Genomic DNA, 14619 nt, shown 5'->3' with positions numbered 1-14619 from the left:
TTGGTTGGCGCGTTGACCCCATGTGAAGCGCGCGGGGCCAGATTTTCGGCCGCGGAGGAACCGGGGGTCAAAGCACCGCTTACCTGTGGGATGCTGGTTCGCGGTCTTGCCCACCTGATTTAGAACCTCTTGATTTTGTGTAAAAAATAGCATATACTAATATAGTTTTCAAGCTGAATGGGCTGCCCCCGGGTTGCCAGGCTTTTCGCCGCAGCTTCCAAGGAAAGGCGGCCGGGCCGTCGGTTGAAGCGGGGTGAAGTCCGAACCGGCGCTTCACAGGCGCAGCCAGAAAAAAGAGTGGACAATCTTTTTGAGTTGATGCTACAAGCGGGGACACAAAAAATAACGAAGAATGGAGGTGATCTGTTGGGCAGCGTTATCAAGAAAAGAAGAAAAAAGATGAGAAAACATAAGCATCGAAAGCTGTTGGCCCGCACGAGACATCAGAGAAGAAAGGGTAAGTAGTCTCACCAGGCTTCTCTTTTGATATGCTTGCATAAAAAGCGCCGGTTTCTGGGAGCATCCTCCCAGAAACCGGCGCTTTTTATGTTGCTCACGTACTCAGGGTTGGGACTGGTAGCCCTTGAGGTATTTCAGGAACTCCGAATCGGTGGAGAGCACCAGGGAGCTTTTGTCGTTCATCGCACCGGTGTATATTTCCAGCGTTTTGATGAAAGAGTAAAAGTCGGGGTCGGCACTGTATGCTTTGGCATAAATCGCGGTGGCCTCGGCGTCGGCCGCACCCTTCAACTCCTGGGCCTTGCGATAGGCCTCAGAGGTGATCCTTTTGAGGTCACGCTCCTTTTCACCCAAAATCTTCTGGGCCTCCCCCTTGCCCTCGGAGCGGAACTTTTCCGCGATCTGCTGACGTTCGGCGATCATGCGGTTGAAAACCGATTCCTGCACCTGCTCCACGTAGTTGACCCGCTTGATCTTGACATCCACCAGTTCGATTCCGAACGGCGAGAGTTTCGGCTGGGCCTGCTTCAGGATCGCTTCGGTTATTTTCTGCCGGCCGGTGGTAACCACGTAGAACGACGGTTTGGCCTGCTCGTCGTCGCCGAAACCGGCACCCAGCTGCCGGTTGGTGGCCCGGACGGTCTCGATCAGGCGGTTTTCGGTGATCAGGTTGCGCACCGCCGGGTCAATGATGTCGTTCAAGCGGTACTGGGCACTGTTGATGTTGTTGACGGTTTGAAAGAACTTGACGGGGTCGACGATTCGCCAGCGGGCGAAGGTGTCGACCCAGATGAAGGTTTTGTCTAGGGTCGGAATCTGACCGGGGTCGCCATCCCACTGCAAGAGGATCTTGGGGAAGTAGTTGGCGTTTTGCAGAAACGGGATCCTGAACTTGAGTCCCGGATCGGTTTTGGGTTCCCCGACGATCCGGCCGAACTGGGTGATCACCACCTGTTCGGTTTCATCCACCACGTAGGCCGAGGCAAAGCCCAGAAAGACCAGCGCCACGACCAGAACCAGAATTATGCCTTTGAATTTCATTTTACGACACCGCCTTCTTTGCCCAGGTTCAACAGGGGCAGAACATTTTTTTGATCCGAGTCAACGATGAAGGTCGACCCGAACTTGGGGAAGACCTCCCGGATGGTTTCCAGGTAAAGCCGCCGCTTGGTGACATCCTGAGCCTTGGCATATTCCGCGTACTGGGCGGTAAAGCGGGAGGCATCGCCCTCGGCCCGGTTGATGCGGTCCAGCGCGTAGCCTTCCGCGGCGCGGATGGTCCGCTCGGCCTCACCGCGAGCGGCCGGTATGGCCTTGTTGTAGTCCTCCCGGGCGCGGTAGATCATCTGCTCCTTTTCCTGGGTGGCCTGGTTGACTTCGTTAAAGGACGGTTGCACCGGGCCGGGGACGTTGGTGCGCTGCAGTTCGATGGTGACGATATGGATGCCGCTTTCCGCCTGGTCGAGCTCGGTTTGCAGAACGGCTTTGGCCTCCACGGCGATTTCTTCACGTTTTGAGATCACCTCGTCGATGCTTCGATCCCCGACCACCAGCCGCATGGCCGCTTCGGCCATATCCTGCAGCAGACGCTTCGGGTCCTCCACCTTGAAGAGGAAATTGTAAGGGTCCTTGACCCGGTATTGAACGATCCAGGGGACCACGGCGACGTTCAGATCGCCGGTCAGCATCAGGGAATCAGCGGTGTCGGCGGTGATCGCGGTGCCGAAACGGGAGGGGTTGGTTTGGGGGCCGGAGCGGAAGCCGAATTCCGCCGTCTCCACCCGCGTGACATTTACCTTGGTGACCCGCTCGATCCCGGTGGGCAGCTTGAAGCTCAGCCCCGGTTGGGCGGTGCGGACGTAGCGGCCAAAACGCTGTACGATGCCCACTTCATCCTGCTTGACCGTAAAGAACATCGAGGAGCCGAAAAATATGAGGACCAGCGCCAGAATGATCAGCGGCCCTCCCCGAAATTTCATGTTTTTGAGTTTCTGAAGGATTTCATCCACCTGGGGCGGGGGGCCGCCCCGATGCTGCTGTTGCTGTTGCTTAAGTTTTTCCCAATCCCAACTCATCTTGATATTTCCTGTCGGTGTTGTAAGGTGATCTTGCCCTCTGCCAGAATGCAATCAAACGCCCATACCCAGTGAACGCCTGAAGAAACAGAAGATATGGTAGGGGCCGTGGCAAGTCAAGTAAAAACGGGCATTCAGGAGATGTGTCAGGCGCAAAACGTGGCCATTCGCAAGGGGGTTGCCGGATGTGTCCCAAGATCCTTTTTCAGGGCCTGTCGCAGGAGCGGCATCACCCGCCGGAGCAGAGATAGGCGTGAACAATCGCACCAGAAAAGGGGGCTTCGACCCGCTGGGCGCACTGCTGGGTCAGGTGCTCGGGGCCTGTCGTAAAAACCCCGACCTGGCCCTTCACCGCGTCTGGGACATCTGGGACGAGGCCCTTGGCGCCCAGATTGCCCGCAACGCCCGGCCGACGGCCTTCAAGGGGCGCCTGCTGCTGGTGAGCGTGTCCAGCTCGGCCTGGCTTCAGCAGCTTCGGTTTCAAAAAGCTGAGATGATCGCACGCGTCAACGCCGCCTTAGGGGATGCCCGAGTGGACGACATCAAGTTTAAGATCGGGGCGGTGGGTGACAGTGCCAATTGATGAGCGCCTGACGATCGACGCCTTTTTCGATGGGCGCCTCGAGGTCCGGCAGTCCCGTGACGGTTACCGCTTCTCCATCGATGCGATTTTGCTGGCAAGCCTCGCTCGGCCGCGGCTGGGCGACCGGGTTCTGGATCTGGGCACCGGCTGCGGCATCGTGCCGCTGATTCTGGTCTTTCAATCAGGCGGGCTGAGGGTCACGGGATTGGAATTGCAGCCGGGGCTGGCCGAATTGGCCCGCCAGAACGTGGCGCTCAACGGCATGAGCGCAGCCATCGAAATTCGGGAGGGGGATTTGCGGCAGATGCGCCCCGGCAAGGAGCTGGCGCCCTTCGATCTGGTCGTCAGCAACCCACCCTATCGCAAGGTCCGCGCAGGGCGCGTTAGTCCCGGCGCCCAGCGGGCGCTGGCGCGCCACGAGATTACCACCACGCTGGCCGATGTGGTGGGCTGCGCCGAGCGGATGCTGCAAAAGGGCGGACGTTTCGTAATGGTCTATGCGGCCGAGCGCCTGACGGATATCTGCTGTGAGATGCGGCGGGCGGGGTTGGAGGCCAAACGCCTGCAGCCAATTCATTCCCGCCCAGGGCAGCGGGCCAAGCTGATTGTCGTGGAGGGTCTCAAAGGTGGCCGGCCGGGGCTGGCGATCGACCCGCCCCTATTCATTTATGGCGCCGCGGGCGGCTACAGCGATGCGCTGGCGGCCATGTTGCGGCCATGATAAACCGTTACGGGCGGCTCCGGCAGCTTTCGCTAGCCCTCCGGCAGGAGGGGGTTGAAGACCTGCCCGGTGATGACTTTGGGGTAAAAAAAGGTGGACTTGCGGGGCATGATAAGCCCCTTTTCGGCAATCTGTTTGACCTGGGTCATGCGGGTGGGGTTGAGGATGAAACAGGCCTCGCAGCCGCCTCGCAAAACCATCCCAAGCACCTCCCGGGCGTCGCTGGAATAGCCGATGAGGGATTTGTCGTCCAGGTCCGCCGGGCTGAACCCCAGCAGCTCGGTCAGGACCACCCGCGTGAGTACGGTGACATCCAGTGCGGCCACTTCGGGGACCTCCTCGCGCCCGAAATGGCGTGTCATCGTGTCGGGCTTTAAGGTCAACAACAGAAACTCGGACCGGTTTTTGAGCAGAACGCCGATGCCGTTTTGCCCAGCGGAACGCTCCAGCGCCCTTAGAAAAATCGTTTGCACGTCCGCGAGATTTTCCCGCTTGAAAGGAAAAAGCTGCAGGTTGAAAAACGCTTGCGCGCGTGCGGTGAAAGCCGTAGCAGCCGTCGGGCTTACGCGGTTGAGCATGCGGTGGGTCGGTAAAATGATCAGTCCGGGGTCCGCCATGCTGGCGAGATACATCATGATGAAGTTGGCGGGATGCCGGGCGTCGAATCCCGGCAGGTTGGCGGCGGCCCAATCGCGGTAGGCCAGGGCCGTTTCGTAGCGGTGATGGCCGTCGGCGATGTAGACCGGCAGGTCCTGCATTTGCGCGCTGATCAGCCTGTGGCGGGCCGGGTCGGCGATCCGCCACAAGCGGTGACGATGCTCCCGGTCATCCCTGAAATCCATATCCGGCGGTGCCCCGGCGGCCGCCTGCCGCAGCGATGCCAGTACGTCGCCTTGGTCGGGGTAAATCGAAAAGATGGGGCTGAAATTGGCGTGGCAGGCTTTCATCAAGCCCAGTCGCTCGGCTTTGACCGCGGAATAGGTGCGCTCATGTGGCAAAACGATGCCCTTCTCGAAGGGCTCCAGTTCAACCCGCGCGATCAGGCCCATACGGGTGCGGCTGCCGCCTGTGAAAGGGAATTCGACACTGGTGAGATAAAAGACGGGTGTCGGGTCCCGGCGCAGGATGCCATCGGCCAGCCAGCGGCGGTAGGCCGCCGCCGCGCGGGTGTGCGGGTTGTCCGTGGCCGAGTCCCGCCCGCTGGATTTTCCCAGGATCAGGCGAATGACGTTGTGGGGGTGTCTTTCGTAGAAGGTTTGCTGTTCGTCGCTTGAGATGACATCGTAGGGTGGGGTGACCACCTGCGCCGGGTCCCCCACCTTGTCGGGGTTGTACACAATCCCCTTGAAGGGGAGAATCTTCGCCATTTAAAGACCACCTTGCACGCTGGGGTTGAAATCAGGCTCCAGATACTAAAAGGGGGGGTGTTGTTCAAGCAGAAAGTGACAATCGACCATTGACAGTCAAAATCAAAAAGTATAATGAGACATACCTGCGCCGGACCGATCCCATGCTTGCCGATCTTTCCCCCACATGCTGGAAAATTTTGCGCCGCTGGTCTCGCAACGGGTGGCGGCCCGCTGGGATCGGCAGCCGACAAGTTCAGGAGAGGTTGCCGAGTGGCTGAAGGCCCCGCTCTCGAAAAGCGGTATCCTGTCAAAAACGGGATCGTGGGTTCGAATCCCACCCTCTCCGCCACAATTTTTCGGCTTAAGGGGGCTTTCGGGGATGCGCCGCATGCCTCCGGCTGAAACATACGGCCGCACGTGCCCGCGGCGGCGTCTTGGGGATGCGGGTGGCAGTCCGGTTTCGTTTTTTTTGCGGAGAGATGTCCGAGCTGGCTGAAGGAGCACGACTGGAAATCGTGTGTGCTGTCAAAAGCGGCACCGAGGGTTCGAATCCCTCTCTCTCCGCCATATTTTTTCAATTCGACCCCCCTCCCGTTCGCCCCCGGTAGTCTCACCCCTGGAAATCACACGCGCGTTTCCGCCAGCTGGGTAAGCCTTTGCGCGTTACACGGGGAGTGGTTGCGATGTCCTATTTGGTCCTTGCCCGTAAATATCGTCCGCAAACCTTCGACCAGGTCGTTCAGCAGGCGCACGTCACCCGCACGCTGACCAATGCCATCACCTCTGGCCGGGTGGCCCACGCGATTTTGTTTGCGGGGCCGCGGGGAACGGGCAAAACCACGGTGGCGCGGATTCTGGCCAAGGCCATGAACTGCGAACAGGGCCCCACACCGCAGCCCTGCAACGTTTGCCGCTCGTGCCGCGAAATCACCGCGGGAAATGCGGCCGATGTCTATGAAATCGACGGGGCCTCCAACAACAGCGTCGAGCAGGTCCGGGAGCTGCGCGAAAATCTGCAGTACATGCCGTCCCACAGCCCCCGCAAGATCTACATCATCGACGAGGTTCACATGCTGAGCCTTCAAGCCTTCAACGCGTTGCTGAAAACGCTTGAGGAGCCGCCGGCGCATGTGATGTTTCTCTTTGCGACCACCGAGCCCCATAAAATTCCGGTCACGATCCTCTCCCGCTGCCAGCGCCACGACCTGCGGCGCATCGATCTGAGGGCGATTGCAGACCACCTCCAAATGCTCTGCCGCCGACAGGAGGTTGTGGTGCAGTCCGAAAGTCTGTGGTTGATTGCGCGCGAGGCCGGCGGCAGCATGCGCGACGCCCTGAGCCTGCTGGACCAGGTGATCGCCAGCGCCGATGCCGCTGATGGGATCGACCCCCGGGAGGTGCTGGATATCCTGGGTGTCATCGACCGCAAGATCCTTCACGATATCGCCGGTGTCATCCTCAACCGCGATCTGCCGGCGGTCCTGGGGCAGCTGGATGAAATCTACGATCGCGGCCACGACATGAAAAAGCTCCACGGCGATCTGCTTGAGCATTTCCGAAACCTGTTGGTGGCCAAGATCGGGCGCAACCCCGAGCGTCTGATCGACCTGCCGGGGCATGAGCTGGCCCAGCTGCAGTCCCAGGTGGCCGACGTGCCCGCCGAGCGGCTGGAGCAGGTCTTCGAGCTGCTGCTGCGGGAGGAGGGCGCCTTGAAGTACGCGGCGCAGCCCAGGTTGGTCCTTGAAATGGCCTTCGTGCGGATGCTGCAGGCTTCCCCCGTGCTGCCCATCGAGGTCCTGATCGCAAAGATCGATCAGTTGCGTCAGGGGTTGGCGGAGCTGCCCGTCGGCACCCCGCCCCCCCAAAGCCTCGCGCCCCGGGAAGAGGTCGCGCTGCCTGCTTCGCCGCCCGTGTCGTCGCCGCCGGCCGCTTCGGCAGTCGAGGCCCGATACGAGCCGAACGAAAGCTTGGCGCAAAGCTGGCAGCACGTGCTGGAGAAACTCTCCGGGCGCGATCCCGCCCTCAAAGCGGTGCTGGCCGCCAGCGAGCTGCTGCGGGTGGATGCGGCCGTCGTCGAAATCCAACTCTGCGGCAGCACCTTTTCCCTGGACCGGGCGCGGCGCAAGGAGAGCATCGCCCTCATCGAGGCGCTTTGCAGCGATTATTTCGGCGGTCCCCGCAAACTGGTTCTCAGAACGAAGGAACTGGCCCGCGATGATGAGCGTGAAAAGCAGCGCGAGGCTGCCCGCTTGAAGCACGAGGCGCTCCACCACCCACTGGTGTCCGAAGCCATCGAGGTTTTCGAGGGCCAGGTGGTGGAGGTCAAAATTCTTTAGCGCCCCGACCCCACCCGCGGGAAGCTGCTGCCGGCGGGCGGTTTTCCCCTTCAACAAAAGGAGATCAATATCATGAAGAATATAGGCAACATGATGAAGCAGGCCCAGAAGCTTCAGGCCAAGATGCTCAAGATGCAGGAGGAGTTGGCGGAAAAAACCGTCGAGGCCACCGCCGGCGGCGGGATGGTCAGGGTGGTCGCCAACGGGCGACAGCAGATCGTCTCGATTTTGCTTGAGAAAGAGGTCGTCGACCCCGAGGACGTCGAAATGCTGCAGGATCTGGTCCTGGCCGCGGTCAATGACGCCCTGGCCAAATCCCAGGAGATGATCTCCGCGGAAATGGGCAAACTCACCGGGGGGATGAAGATCCCGGGACTGGTGTGACATGAACCACTATCCCGCCGCCATCCTGGCCCTTATCCAGAATTTCGCCCGTCTTCCGGGGATCGGCGAAAAAACTGCCGAGCGGCTGGCCCTTCACGTTTTGCGCGCGCCCCGCGGCGAGGCCCTCGCCCTGGCCCGCAGCATCCAGGAAATCAAGGAGCGCATCAGCCTCTGCCGCCGGTGCTTCGCCCTCAGCGACGGGGAACTCTGCCGCATCTGCAGCAATCCGGCCCGCGACAGCCGGCAGGTCTGCGTGGTGGAGCAGCAGGCGGACATGGTCTCGATTGAAAAGTCCGGGGCGTTTACGGGCGTCTACCATATCCTCCAGGGGGTCCTCTCCCCCCTGGACGGCGTCGGGCCGGACGAAATTCGGATCGGGGAACTGGTAGCGCGGGTTGGCGGCGGGCAGGTCGACGAGGTCATCCTGGCGACCAGTATCAGCATCGAAGGCGAGGCCACGGCCGATTATATCGCCCAGCGCCTGGCGGGGTGCGCCGTCAAGCTGACCCGGATAGCTTCGGGGGTGCCCGTCGGCGGCGACCTCAAGTACGTGGATCAGGTAACCCTCAAGCGGGCCATGGAGGGCCGTCACCGTGTCTGAGACGCCCGTAGCGCCCGAGACCCTTTTCACCTGCCGCCAGTGCGGCGAGTGCTGCAAGGGCTTTGGCGGCACCTATGTTTCAGAAAACGACATCCAGGCCATCGCCCGCTACCTCAAGGCTTCCCCGGAGCGCTTGATCGCCTGCTACTGCCAGCCGTCGGGTTCGCGCTGGGTGTTGGGGCAGGGGCCAAACGGCTACTGCGTTTTCTGGCGCGAGGCGCTGTGCGCGATTCACCCGGTGAAACCGCGCATGTGCCGCCAGTGGCCGTTTATCCGGGGCGTCATGCGCCACCCGGAGAACTGGTTTGCCATGGCGGCCTCCTGCCCGGGGATGCGCACCGATTTCAGCCCGCAGCAGATCGCCGCCTGCGTCGCGAGGGTTTTGGCGGCGGCCTCCGGGAAGCGCGGCGTTTAGGCCTGCCATCGATCCGGCGGGTTCAGTTGAAAGCCGGCGGCGGCCGGTTCGACAATCCTGCGGGCGGCCAAATCGGCCAGACTTTGGGACAGGCGCTGGGGTGAGTCGGTCCAGACCTTCTGGAGATTCTCCTGGGTGATGGCGGTCCCCTGATCGGCAAGGGCGCAGCACAGCAGGTAGAGCGAAACGGTTTCAACCTGTAAGCCCAGCGCAAAAATTTTCTGGTTCATCGCAGGGTGTTCCCCAGTTGGGGGCATGGCATCCTCCTTGAGGCGGTGGGAAGGTCGGGTATGCTGACGGCGCAACCATACCACGCGGCCGCTTACGGCGGCAACCCGCCAGCAGCAGCGGGGGCGGCATGATCGGAATACTGGATTCGGGGGTCGGCGGGCTGGGCCTGGTGCGGGCGCTGGCGGCGGGGCTTCCCGGGGTGCCCCTCCTTTTTTGGGGGGACACCGCACGCAGCCCATACGGCGACAAGAGTCCGGAAACGGTTGGCCGGTTTGCCGCCGAGGGCCTGCACTACCTGCTGGACCAGGGCGCCCGCGTCATTGTGATCGCCTCCAGCACCATCGCCAGCTGTCTGCCCGGCGAGGTGCGCGAGCGCACCCCGGTTCCCGTCTGGGACCCACTGGAGCCGGCCGCCCGGCGGGCCCTGGCATGCTCCCGACGGGGGGCCATCGGGGTGGTGGCGTCGCCGGCAACCGTGGCGACCGGGAGTTATCCGGCGCGCTTGAAAGCCCTCTCGGCCGGGATCCGGGTGCACGTCCGGGCCTGCCCGCTGCTGACCAGCCTGATCTGCGCCGGCTGGCTGAAAAAACCGGAGACGCTGCGGATTGCCAAGAAGTGCCTTCACCCGCTGAAGGTCCGCCAGGTGGACACCCTGATTTTGGGAAGCGCTTTCCTGCCGCTGCTGCAACCGGTCATCGGGCACAAGCTCGGTCGCTCTGTGGTTCTGCTGGATGCCGCGGCAATCCTGGCCGAAACGGTGGTTGAGGCCTTCAAATCGGAAGTCGTTGCAGGCGCCGCAGCGGTTTTGCCGCGCCTGATGGTGACCGACCACAACCCCCAGGTGGTAAACACCGCCAGGCTTTTACTCCGCGGCGAGCCCCGCTTGCAACCGCTGCCCCGCTAGCCCCGCGGGTGCGGCCGGTCGTCATTTTTTGTCAAATCCCTGGTGGTAAAGCGGCAGAAAGGCTTTCAGGACCGTCTCCGGGCGGGTGCCGCTCAGGCAGACGGCCTCCTGGCAGTTTTCAGCGGCGGTTTCGAAACACCGCGGGCAGTCGGGCGCGGACCGCAGGGCAGTCACGGCCGGTCCGCTGGGGGCCCAACGGGCGGTGTCCGAGGGTCCGAAGACGGCCACCGTGGGAAGGCCCAGAAAGGCGCCGAGATGGCTGATTCCCGAATCGTTTCCGATCAGCCCGCCGGCCGCCCCCAGCAGCTGCTGCAGCTGGAAAAGGTCCGCCACGCGGTGGAGCCGGCGGTTGGGGGGCACTGCGTGCTGCAGCCGCTCGGCAAGGTCCGCTTCCGCCGGTCCGAGTAGAAAGGCCGGCCGCAAGCCCCGGGCTTCGAGGCCGGCCGCAACCGTCAGGAAAGATGCCAGCGGCCAGCGTTTGCGCAGGCTGCCGGCACCCGGGTGCAGCAGAATGGGGGCCCCGGGGGGTGGGGGCTGGGGGGTTGCGGACACGAGGAGCGCCGGGGCCGGGCGGGCAGCCGGCGCCAGCAGACCGCAGGCCACCAGTTGGTCATAGAGATGCTGCAGCACATGGGTTCTGCGGTCCAGCGGCGGCCGGGGTGTCACCGGGTGCAGGGCCGTTGCGGGCAGGCAGCGCCGCAGGTTTTCGGCCAGCTGCGGGCAGGCCGAGAAAACAAGCGCCCGGCCGCAGGAACCCAGCAGATCCGGCAGGCGGGGATGTGGCGGCGCACCGAAGAGGGCGCCGAAAACGGACGACTCCAGCGCCAGGGGCGCATCGATCACCCCCAGGCGGGACGCCAGGGCGGCGATATGGCCTTGGCACAGGAGCGACAGCGGCCGAAACCGTCGGTGCAGCTCAAGCAGGGCGGGAAAGGTGGCGACCACATCCCCCAGCGCACCGGGGTGCAGGATCAGCAGGCCATCGGCTGCGACCGCTTGACCGCTTTGTGGCGACACCGTTTCGAATTCAGCTGCCGGCGGTGCAGTGGGGGCCGGCGATGAGGAAATTGTTGGGCATGATGGACTGGATTTTTTCCATCATGTTGCCGAAAATCACATCCCGGATTACCCCGTGGCCGAAGGCGCCCACGATCAGCAAGGCGTCATGGGGCACCTCGTAGAGGTTTTCCTCGAAACTGCCCTCCTTGAAAAACCGCCAGCGGTGAACCCCTTCGGCCACGGCGGCTTCCAGTCCGGCCGAGGCGACGACGGCGCGGTAATCTTTCTCATCCCCCTTTTCCACCTGGGTAAACAGATCCAGCGGGTACCCGGTTTTTTGGCCGATCCGCAGACCCAGCCGCAGGGCTTTGACGGCGTTGGCCGAGCCGCCGAAGAAGACCGTAATCCGCCGCCACTCCTTGTGGGCGCCGCTGGTCATGAGGACCGGGAAACGGGCGGACTTGACGATTCGGCGCACCCGCGGGCCGATGTAGCCCAGGCCGATCTTGGAATGCAGGTCGCTGATGCTGCGGGGACAGCACATGAACTCGAAGCGGGTGGGAATATCCGGCAGGGTGGAGGCGGTGAAATGCTTGGGCGTGAAAAAGGATGGGACCATGCCGCAACTTTCGGCCAGTTCCTCTGCATGCCGGCGGGCGTTGTGGGGCGCGGTCAGGTACGAGCTGTCGAGGTCCACCTGAACCACGTCGTTTTCGAAGTACATCAAAAACTTGGTGTGCTGCGGAATGTAGATCAAGAGCGAGGTGCCCACCTTTTGGCAGAAGTAGAGTGATTGCAGCAGCGTTTCGCGTCCCAGCGGCGTGTTCCTGAAAATGTGAAACAGGCGGATGTCCATGGCATTCCCTTTCAAAACCCGGTTTTTGTCCGCGCGGCCGGCGCAGCCGAGGACGGAAGTCGGAAATTAGCCCCAGCCTTTCCTGTCCTGCCTCCTCACTGCAGGGTGGTCTGGACTTTGAGTTCCTTGCGATAGCGATCCAGCAGGGTGGCTTTGGAAATCATGCCCAAAAAACGCTCGTTGGCCACCACCGGCATGCTGTAGAGGCGGTTGGCGTCCATACGCTCGAGAATCTCGGGCAGATCATCGTCCGGGTGAACCGTCTCGATTCCGGTTTTCATGATTTGGCCCAGCAGCACGGCATGGTAAAGTCCGGCGTTGAAGAGATAGGGCCGGATATCGTCCAGGTGTACCATCCCCAGAAAGGTCCCTGTGGCCGGATCCTCCACCGGAAAATAGTTGCGGCGGGATTTCTGCAAGATCTCGATAAAATCGCCCAGCAGCATGTCGGGCGCGACCGCGATGCAGTCCTTTTCGAGCAGCTCCGCGACGCTCAGATCGGTCAGCACCCGGCCGTCCGTTCCGGGACGCAGCAGTTGGCCGCGTTCCACCAATTCCTTGAGGTAAAAGGACGCTGGTTCCAGGTAGTGGCAGATGGTGGTGGAAAGCGTTGATACGATGATCAGCGGCAGGATCACCCCGTAGCCGCCGGTGATTTCGGTGATCAGGAAGATGCCGGTCAAGGGCGCCTGCAGCATGCCGCTGATCAGACCAGCCATGCCCAGCAGTGCAAAGCAGCCCTCGTTGATCCAGTCGGCGGCGGGCCAAAGGATCTGCAGCAGGCGGTGGTAGGTCAAGCCCACCAGGCTGCCGATTACCAGGCACGGAGCGAAAATCCCGCCGGATCCCCCCCAGCCCAGGGTGAAGGCGGTGGCCGTAATTTTGGCGAGAACGAACAGCAGCGCAAGACCGAAGCCCGAAACGAAAGCCCCCTCGATCATTTCCCGGATCCAGTGGTACCCTTCGCCGATGACCACCGGGAAAAAAAAGCCGATCAAACCCACCACCGCCCCGCCGCAGGCCGCCCGCAGCCACAGTGGAAGCGGCAGGCGGGTGGAGACGCCGTGGGAGCGTCGCAGCGCCCAGGTGAGCAGAATCGACGCCGCGGCGGTGAAAGCGGCCAGGCCGACGGTCGCCAGGCTGTCGAGCAGATCCACCGGAAACTGGCGGTGGGCGAAGGCGATCTGGTTGCCCTGCAGAATTCGGCTGATTTGGGCCCCGGCCACCGATGCGATGGCAATCGGCACGATATTGAGGGCCGTCCACTCCCCCAAAACCACCTCCACGGTGAACACCAGACCGGCAATCGGAGCATTGAAGATCGAGGAGATCGCCCCCGCGGCGCCGCAGCCCACTAAGGTGACTCGCTGGCGTTCGTTTAATCTGAAAAGACGGGCAATGGAGGAACCGATGGCAGCACCGCTCATCACCACCGGGGCTTCGGGCCCGGCCGAGCCGCCGCTGCCGATGGTCAGAAAACTCGAGACCAGTCGCGAGTAGCTGGAGCGGAAGCGCAGCAGACCGCCGCGCCGGGACACGCTGTAGATGACTTCGGGGACCCCGTGGCCGGCGCCTTCCTTGACGATTTTTTCCAAAAACAGCGAGGAGAGTGCAGCCCCCGCAGCGGGCATTAGAAACGACCACCAGAAATGGCGGTAGGCCATCAGGCTCTTCAGCATCCAGAGCAGCGAGCGGTTCAATGCCACGGCCGCCAAGCCGCTGCTGGTGCCGACGACGGCTCCGGCCAGGATCAGCAGCAGACGGTCGTCCAGCCGCGGAACGGGCCAGTGGGCGGGGTAGCGCCAGGATTTCCAAAACCGCATGCCGTCAGGCTCCCTTAAAGCCGGCCGCTGCCTTCGAGCGTTTTTTCAATTTCTCCGACCTTGGCCAGCAGGCTCTCGGCCGGCGGCCGGGTTTGCAGCAGGGCCTCGAATCGGGCGTCGCGCAGGCAGAATGCCAACCGCGAGAGGATGTGCAGGTGCTGTTGCAGGGAGGGGCACAGGATGATGAAGAGCACGAAAACGGGGCGATCGTCGATGGCATTGAACTCCAGCGGCGACTCCAGAAAGCAGGTGGCCACCATGGCCGGGTAATCGTCGTCGCCTATGGGGGTGCGGGGGTGGGGGATGGCCACTCCCTTGCCGATGCCGGTGGAGGTCAGCTGCTCGCGTTCCAGCAGGCGATCCAACAGGACATCTCTGTCTTGTACCGAGAGCAGTGGCAGGTGTGCGACCCCAGCCCTCAATGCCGCTGCGATGCTGTCGGCCCGCAGATGGTGGACGATGCCGCCGCGCTTCATCGCCGTCATGAGGGTCTCGCGGCATATTTCCGGCGCCGGCGTCGCGGGCTCATTGGGGACGCCAAAGAAAAGGTTGCGCTGCTGGGCCCATTTTTCCAGGGTGGCGCGGTCGAAGGTGCAGGCGTCGCCGGTTTTTTGAATCGGAATGCGACCCTGGCGAACCCACCGCTCGACGGTGCTCGGGGGCAGGTTGAGGTATTCGGCAACTTTTTCGATGCTCAGTTTCATGGCGGTGCCGGTCGCGTTGCGCTGGCGGGCGGGTTGTTTCGCCCGGTGCGGGTCAAAAGCCCGGAAGGCGGTTTGACACGGGGCATGTGGCGCGGCCTCGGAAGCCCTCAGCGGCCGCTCCCGAAACCATTTCATAAGAATCAAAAATTCAAAGATTAATGATCTGTTGGCGTAAAATC

At 62.4% G+C, this 14619-nt stretch carries 16 protein-coding genes and 2 tRNA genes; 10 read left to right on the top strand and 8 right to left on the bottom strand.

The features are described from left to right. The first annotated feature begins 366 nt into the window (after positions 1-366). On the top strand, positions 367-465 hold the full coding sequence (locus tag LJE63_12135; GenBank protein ID MCG6907353.1) for an AURKAIP1/COX24 domain-containing protein: 99 nt from the start codon (positions 367-369) through the stop codon (positions 463-465). A 96-nt stretch (positions 466-561) separates the two neighbouring features. On the opposite strand, the gene hflC is transcribed toward LJE63_12135, so the two are convergent. Together hflC and hflK are read right to left on the bottom strand one after the other, a co-directional pair. After that, positions 562-1500 (bottom strand): protease modulator HflC, encoded by a 939-nt coding sequence (gene hflC / locus LJE63_12130; GenBank protein MCG6907352.1) that lies wholly within the window; start codon positions 1498-1500, stop codon positions 562-564. Further along, positions 1497-2534, bottom strand: coding sequence for an FtsH protease activity modulator HflK (gene hflK, locus LJE63_12125; GenBank protein MCG6907351.1), 1038 nt, complete (start codon positions 2532-2534; stop codon positions 1497-1499). Before hflK ends, hflC begins: the two co-directional genes overlap by 4 nt. 253 nt (positions 2535-2787) lie before the next feature. Here hflK and LJE63_12120 point away from each other — a divergent pair, with 253 nt between their 5' ends. Further along, a complete protein-coding gene (locus LJE63_12120; protein ID MCG6907350.1) occupies positions 2788-3117 on the top strand; it encodes a DUF721 domain-containing protein in 330 nt (109 codons plus the stop codon). Continuing rightward, positions 3101-3838, top strand: a complete 738-nt coding sequence (locus tag LJE63_12115; GenBank protein MCG6907349.1) for a tRNA1(Val) (adenine(37)-N6)-methyltransferase — start codon at positions 3101-3103, stop codon at positions 3836-3838. Before LJE63_12120 ends, LJE63_12115 begins: the two co-directional genes overlap by 17 nt. Positions 3839-3870: 32 nt before the next feature. On the opposite strand, the gene LJE63_12110 is transcribed toward LJE63_12115, so the two are convergent. Next, positions 3871-5205, bottom strand: a complete 1335-nt coding sequence (locus LJE63_12110; protein MCG6907348.1) for a DUF1015 domain-containing protein — start codon at positions 5203-5205, stop codon at positions 3871-3873. Between the two features lie 238 nt (positions 5206-5443). Between LJE63_12110 and LJE63_12105 the strand changes: the two genes are divergently transcribed. The 6 genes from LJE63_12105 to LJE63_12080 all read left to right on the top strand — a co-directional run bounded on the left by LJE63_12105 (position 5444) and on the right by LJE63_12080 (position 8923). Next, positions 5444-5536: transfer RNA gene (locus LJE63_12105), tRNA-Ser, on the top strand. Between the two features lie 124 nt (positions 5537-5660). Continuing rightward, positions 5661-5754, top strand: a tRNA-Ser gene (locus tag LJE63_12100). A 116-nt stretch (positions 5755-5870) separates the two neighbouring features. Continuing rightward, positions 5871-7523, top strand: a complete 1653-nt coding sequence (gene dnaX, locus LJE63_12095) for a DNA polymerase III subunit gamma/tau (GenBank protein ID MCG6907347.1) — start codon at positions 5871-5873, stop codon at positions 7521-7523. Positions 7524-7595: 72 nt separating this feature from the next. After that, positions 7596-7907, top strand: coding sequence for a YbaB/EbfC family nucleoid-associated protein (locus tag LJE63_12090; protein MCG6907346.1), 312 nt, complete (start codon positions 7596-7598; stop codon positions 7905-7907). Between the two features lies 1 nt (position 7908). After that, a complete protein-coding gene (recR, locus tag LJE63_12085; protein MCG6907345.1) occupies positions 7909-8508 on the top strand; it encodes a recombination mediator RecR in 600 nt (199 codons plus the stop codon). After that, on the top strand, positions 8501-8923 hold the full coding sequence (locus tag LJE63_12080; GenBank protein ID MCG6907344.1) for a YkgJ family cysteine cluster protein: 423 nt from the start codon (positions 8501-8503) through the stop codon (positions 8921-8923). The genes recR and LJE63_12080 overlap by 8 nt, the downstream gene beginning before the upstream one ends. Here LJE63_12080 and LJE63_12075 read toward each other — a convergent pair. Continuing rightward, positions 8920-9180, bottom strand: a complete 261-nt coding sequence (locus LJE63_12075) for a hypothetical protein (GenBank protein MCG6907343.1) — start codon at positions 9178-9180, stop codon at positions 8920-8922. The two genes, LJE63_12080 and LJE63_12075, sit on opposite strands and share 4 nt — an antisense overlap. Before the next feature lie 101 nt (positions 9181-9281). Here LJE63_12075 and LJE63_12070 point away from each other — a divergent pair, with 101 nt between their 5' ends. Then, positions 9282-10058 carry an aspartate/glutamate racemase family protein gene (locus LJE63_12070; protein ID MCG6907342.1) on the top strand — a complete coding sequence of 259 codons (777 nt, stop codon included), beginning with the start codon at positions 9282-9284 and terminating at the stop codon, positions 10056-10058. Between the two features lie 21 nt (positions 10059-10079). Here LJE63_12070 and LJE63_12065 read toward each other — a convergent pair whose 3' ends face one another. The 4 genes from LJE63_12065 to LJE63_12050 form a co-directional block, all read right to left on the bottom strand. Beyond that, positions 10080-11075, bottom strand: coding sequence for a glycosyltransferase family 9 protein (locus LJE63_12065; GenBank protein ID MCG6907341.1), 996 nt, complete (start codon positions 11073-11075; stop codon positions 10080-10082). Between the two features lie 10 nt (positions 11076-11085). Further along, positions 11086-11913 (bottom strand): universal stress protein, encoded by an 828-nt coding sequence (locus LJE63_12060; GenBank protein MCG6907340.1) that lies wholly within the window; start codon positions 11911-11913, stop codon positions 11086-11088. Positions 11914-12008: 95 nt separating this feature from the next. Beyond that, positions 12009-13736 (bottom strand): chloride channel protein, encoded by a 1728-nt coding sequence (locus tag LJE63_12055; GenBank protein MCG6907339.1) that lies wholly within the window; start codon positions 13734-13736, stop codon positions 12009-12011. 14 nt (positions 13737-13750) lie between these two features. Continuing rightward, entirely contained in the window at positions 13751-14440 is a 690-nt protein-coding gene (locus LJE63_12050) for a PTS sugar transporter subunit IIA (GenBank protein ID MCG6907338.1), read from the bottom strand. Positions 14441-14619 lie beyond the last annotated feature (179 nt).

The sequence above is a fragment of the Desulfobacteraceae bacterium genome (genome assembly GCA_022340425.1).
Lineage (GTDB): Bacteria > Desulfobacterota > Desulfobacteria > Desulfobacterales > JAABRJ01 > JAABRJ01.
The sequence above is the reverse complement of the archived record's forward strand: the minus strand, read 5'-3'. Positions and strand labels throughout refer to the sequence as shown.

What these genes read in the sequence shown, in the direction of transcription:
- hflC (MCG6907352.1), bottom strand. Translation starts at nt 1,500, where the DNA reads ATGAAATTCAAAGGCATAATTCTGGTTCTGGTCGTGGCGCTGGTCTTT.
- hflK (MCG6907351.1), bottom strand. Translation starts at nt 2,534, where the DNA reads ATGAGTTGGGATTGGGAAAAACTTAAGCAACAGCAACAGCAGCATCGG.
- LJE63_12110 (MCG6907348.1), bottom strand. Translation starts at nt 5,205, where the DNA reads ATGGCGAAGATTCTCCCCTTCAAGGGGATTGTGTACAACCCCGACAAG.
- dnaX (MCG6907347.1), top strand. Translation starts at nt 5,871, where the DNA reads ATGTCCTATTTGGTCCTTGCCCGTAAATATCGTCCGCAAACCTTCGAC.
- LJE63_12090 (MCG6907346.1), top strand. Translation starts at nt 7,596, where the DNA reads ATGAAGAATATAGGCAACATGATGAAGCAGGCCCAGAAGCTTCAGGCC.
- recR (MCG6907345.1), top strand. Translation starts at nt 7,909, where the DNA reads ATGAACCACTATCCCGCCGCCATCCTGGCCCTTATCCAGAATTTCGCC.
- LJE63_12075 (MCG6907343.1), bottom strand. Translation starts at nt 9,180, where the DNA reads ATGCCCCCAACTGGGGAACACCCTGCGATGAACCAGAAAATTTTTGCG.
- LJE63_12070 (MCG6907342.1), top strand. Translation starts at nt 9,282, where the DNA reads ATGATCGGAATACTGGATTCGGGGGTCGGCGGGCTGGGCCTGGTGCGG.
- LJE63_12060 (MCG6907340.1), bottom strand. Translation starts at nt 11,913, where the DNA reads ATGGACATCCGCCTGTTTCACATTTTCAGGAACACGCCGCTGGGACGC.
- LJE63_12055 (MCG6907339.1), bottom strand. Translation starts at nt 13,736, where the DNA reads ATGCGGTTTTGGAAATCCTGGCGCTACCCCGCCCACTGGCCCGTTCCG.
- LJE63_12050 (MCG6907338.1), bottom strand. Translation starts at nt 14,440, where the DNA reads ATGAAACTGAGCATCGAAAAAGTTGCCGAATACCTCAACCTGCCCCCG.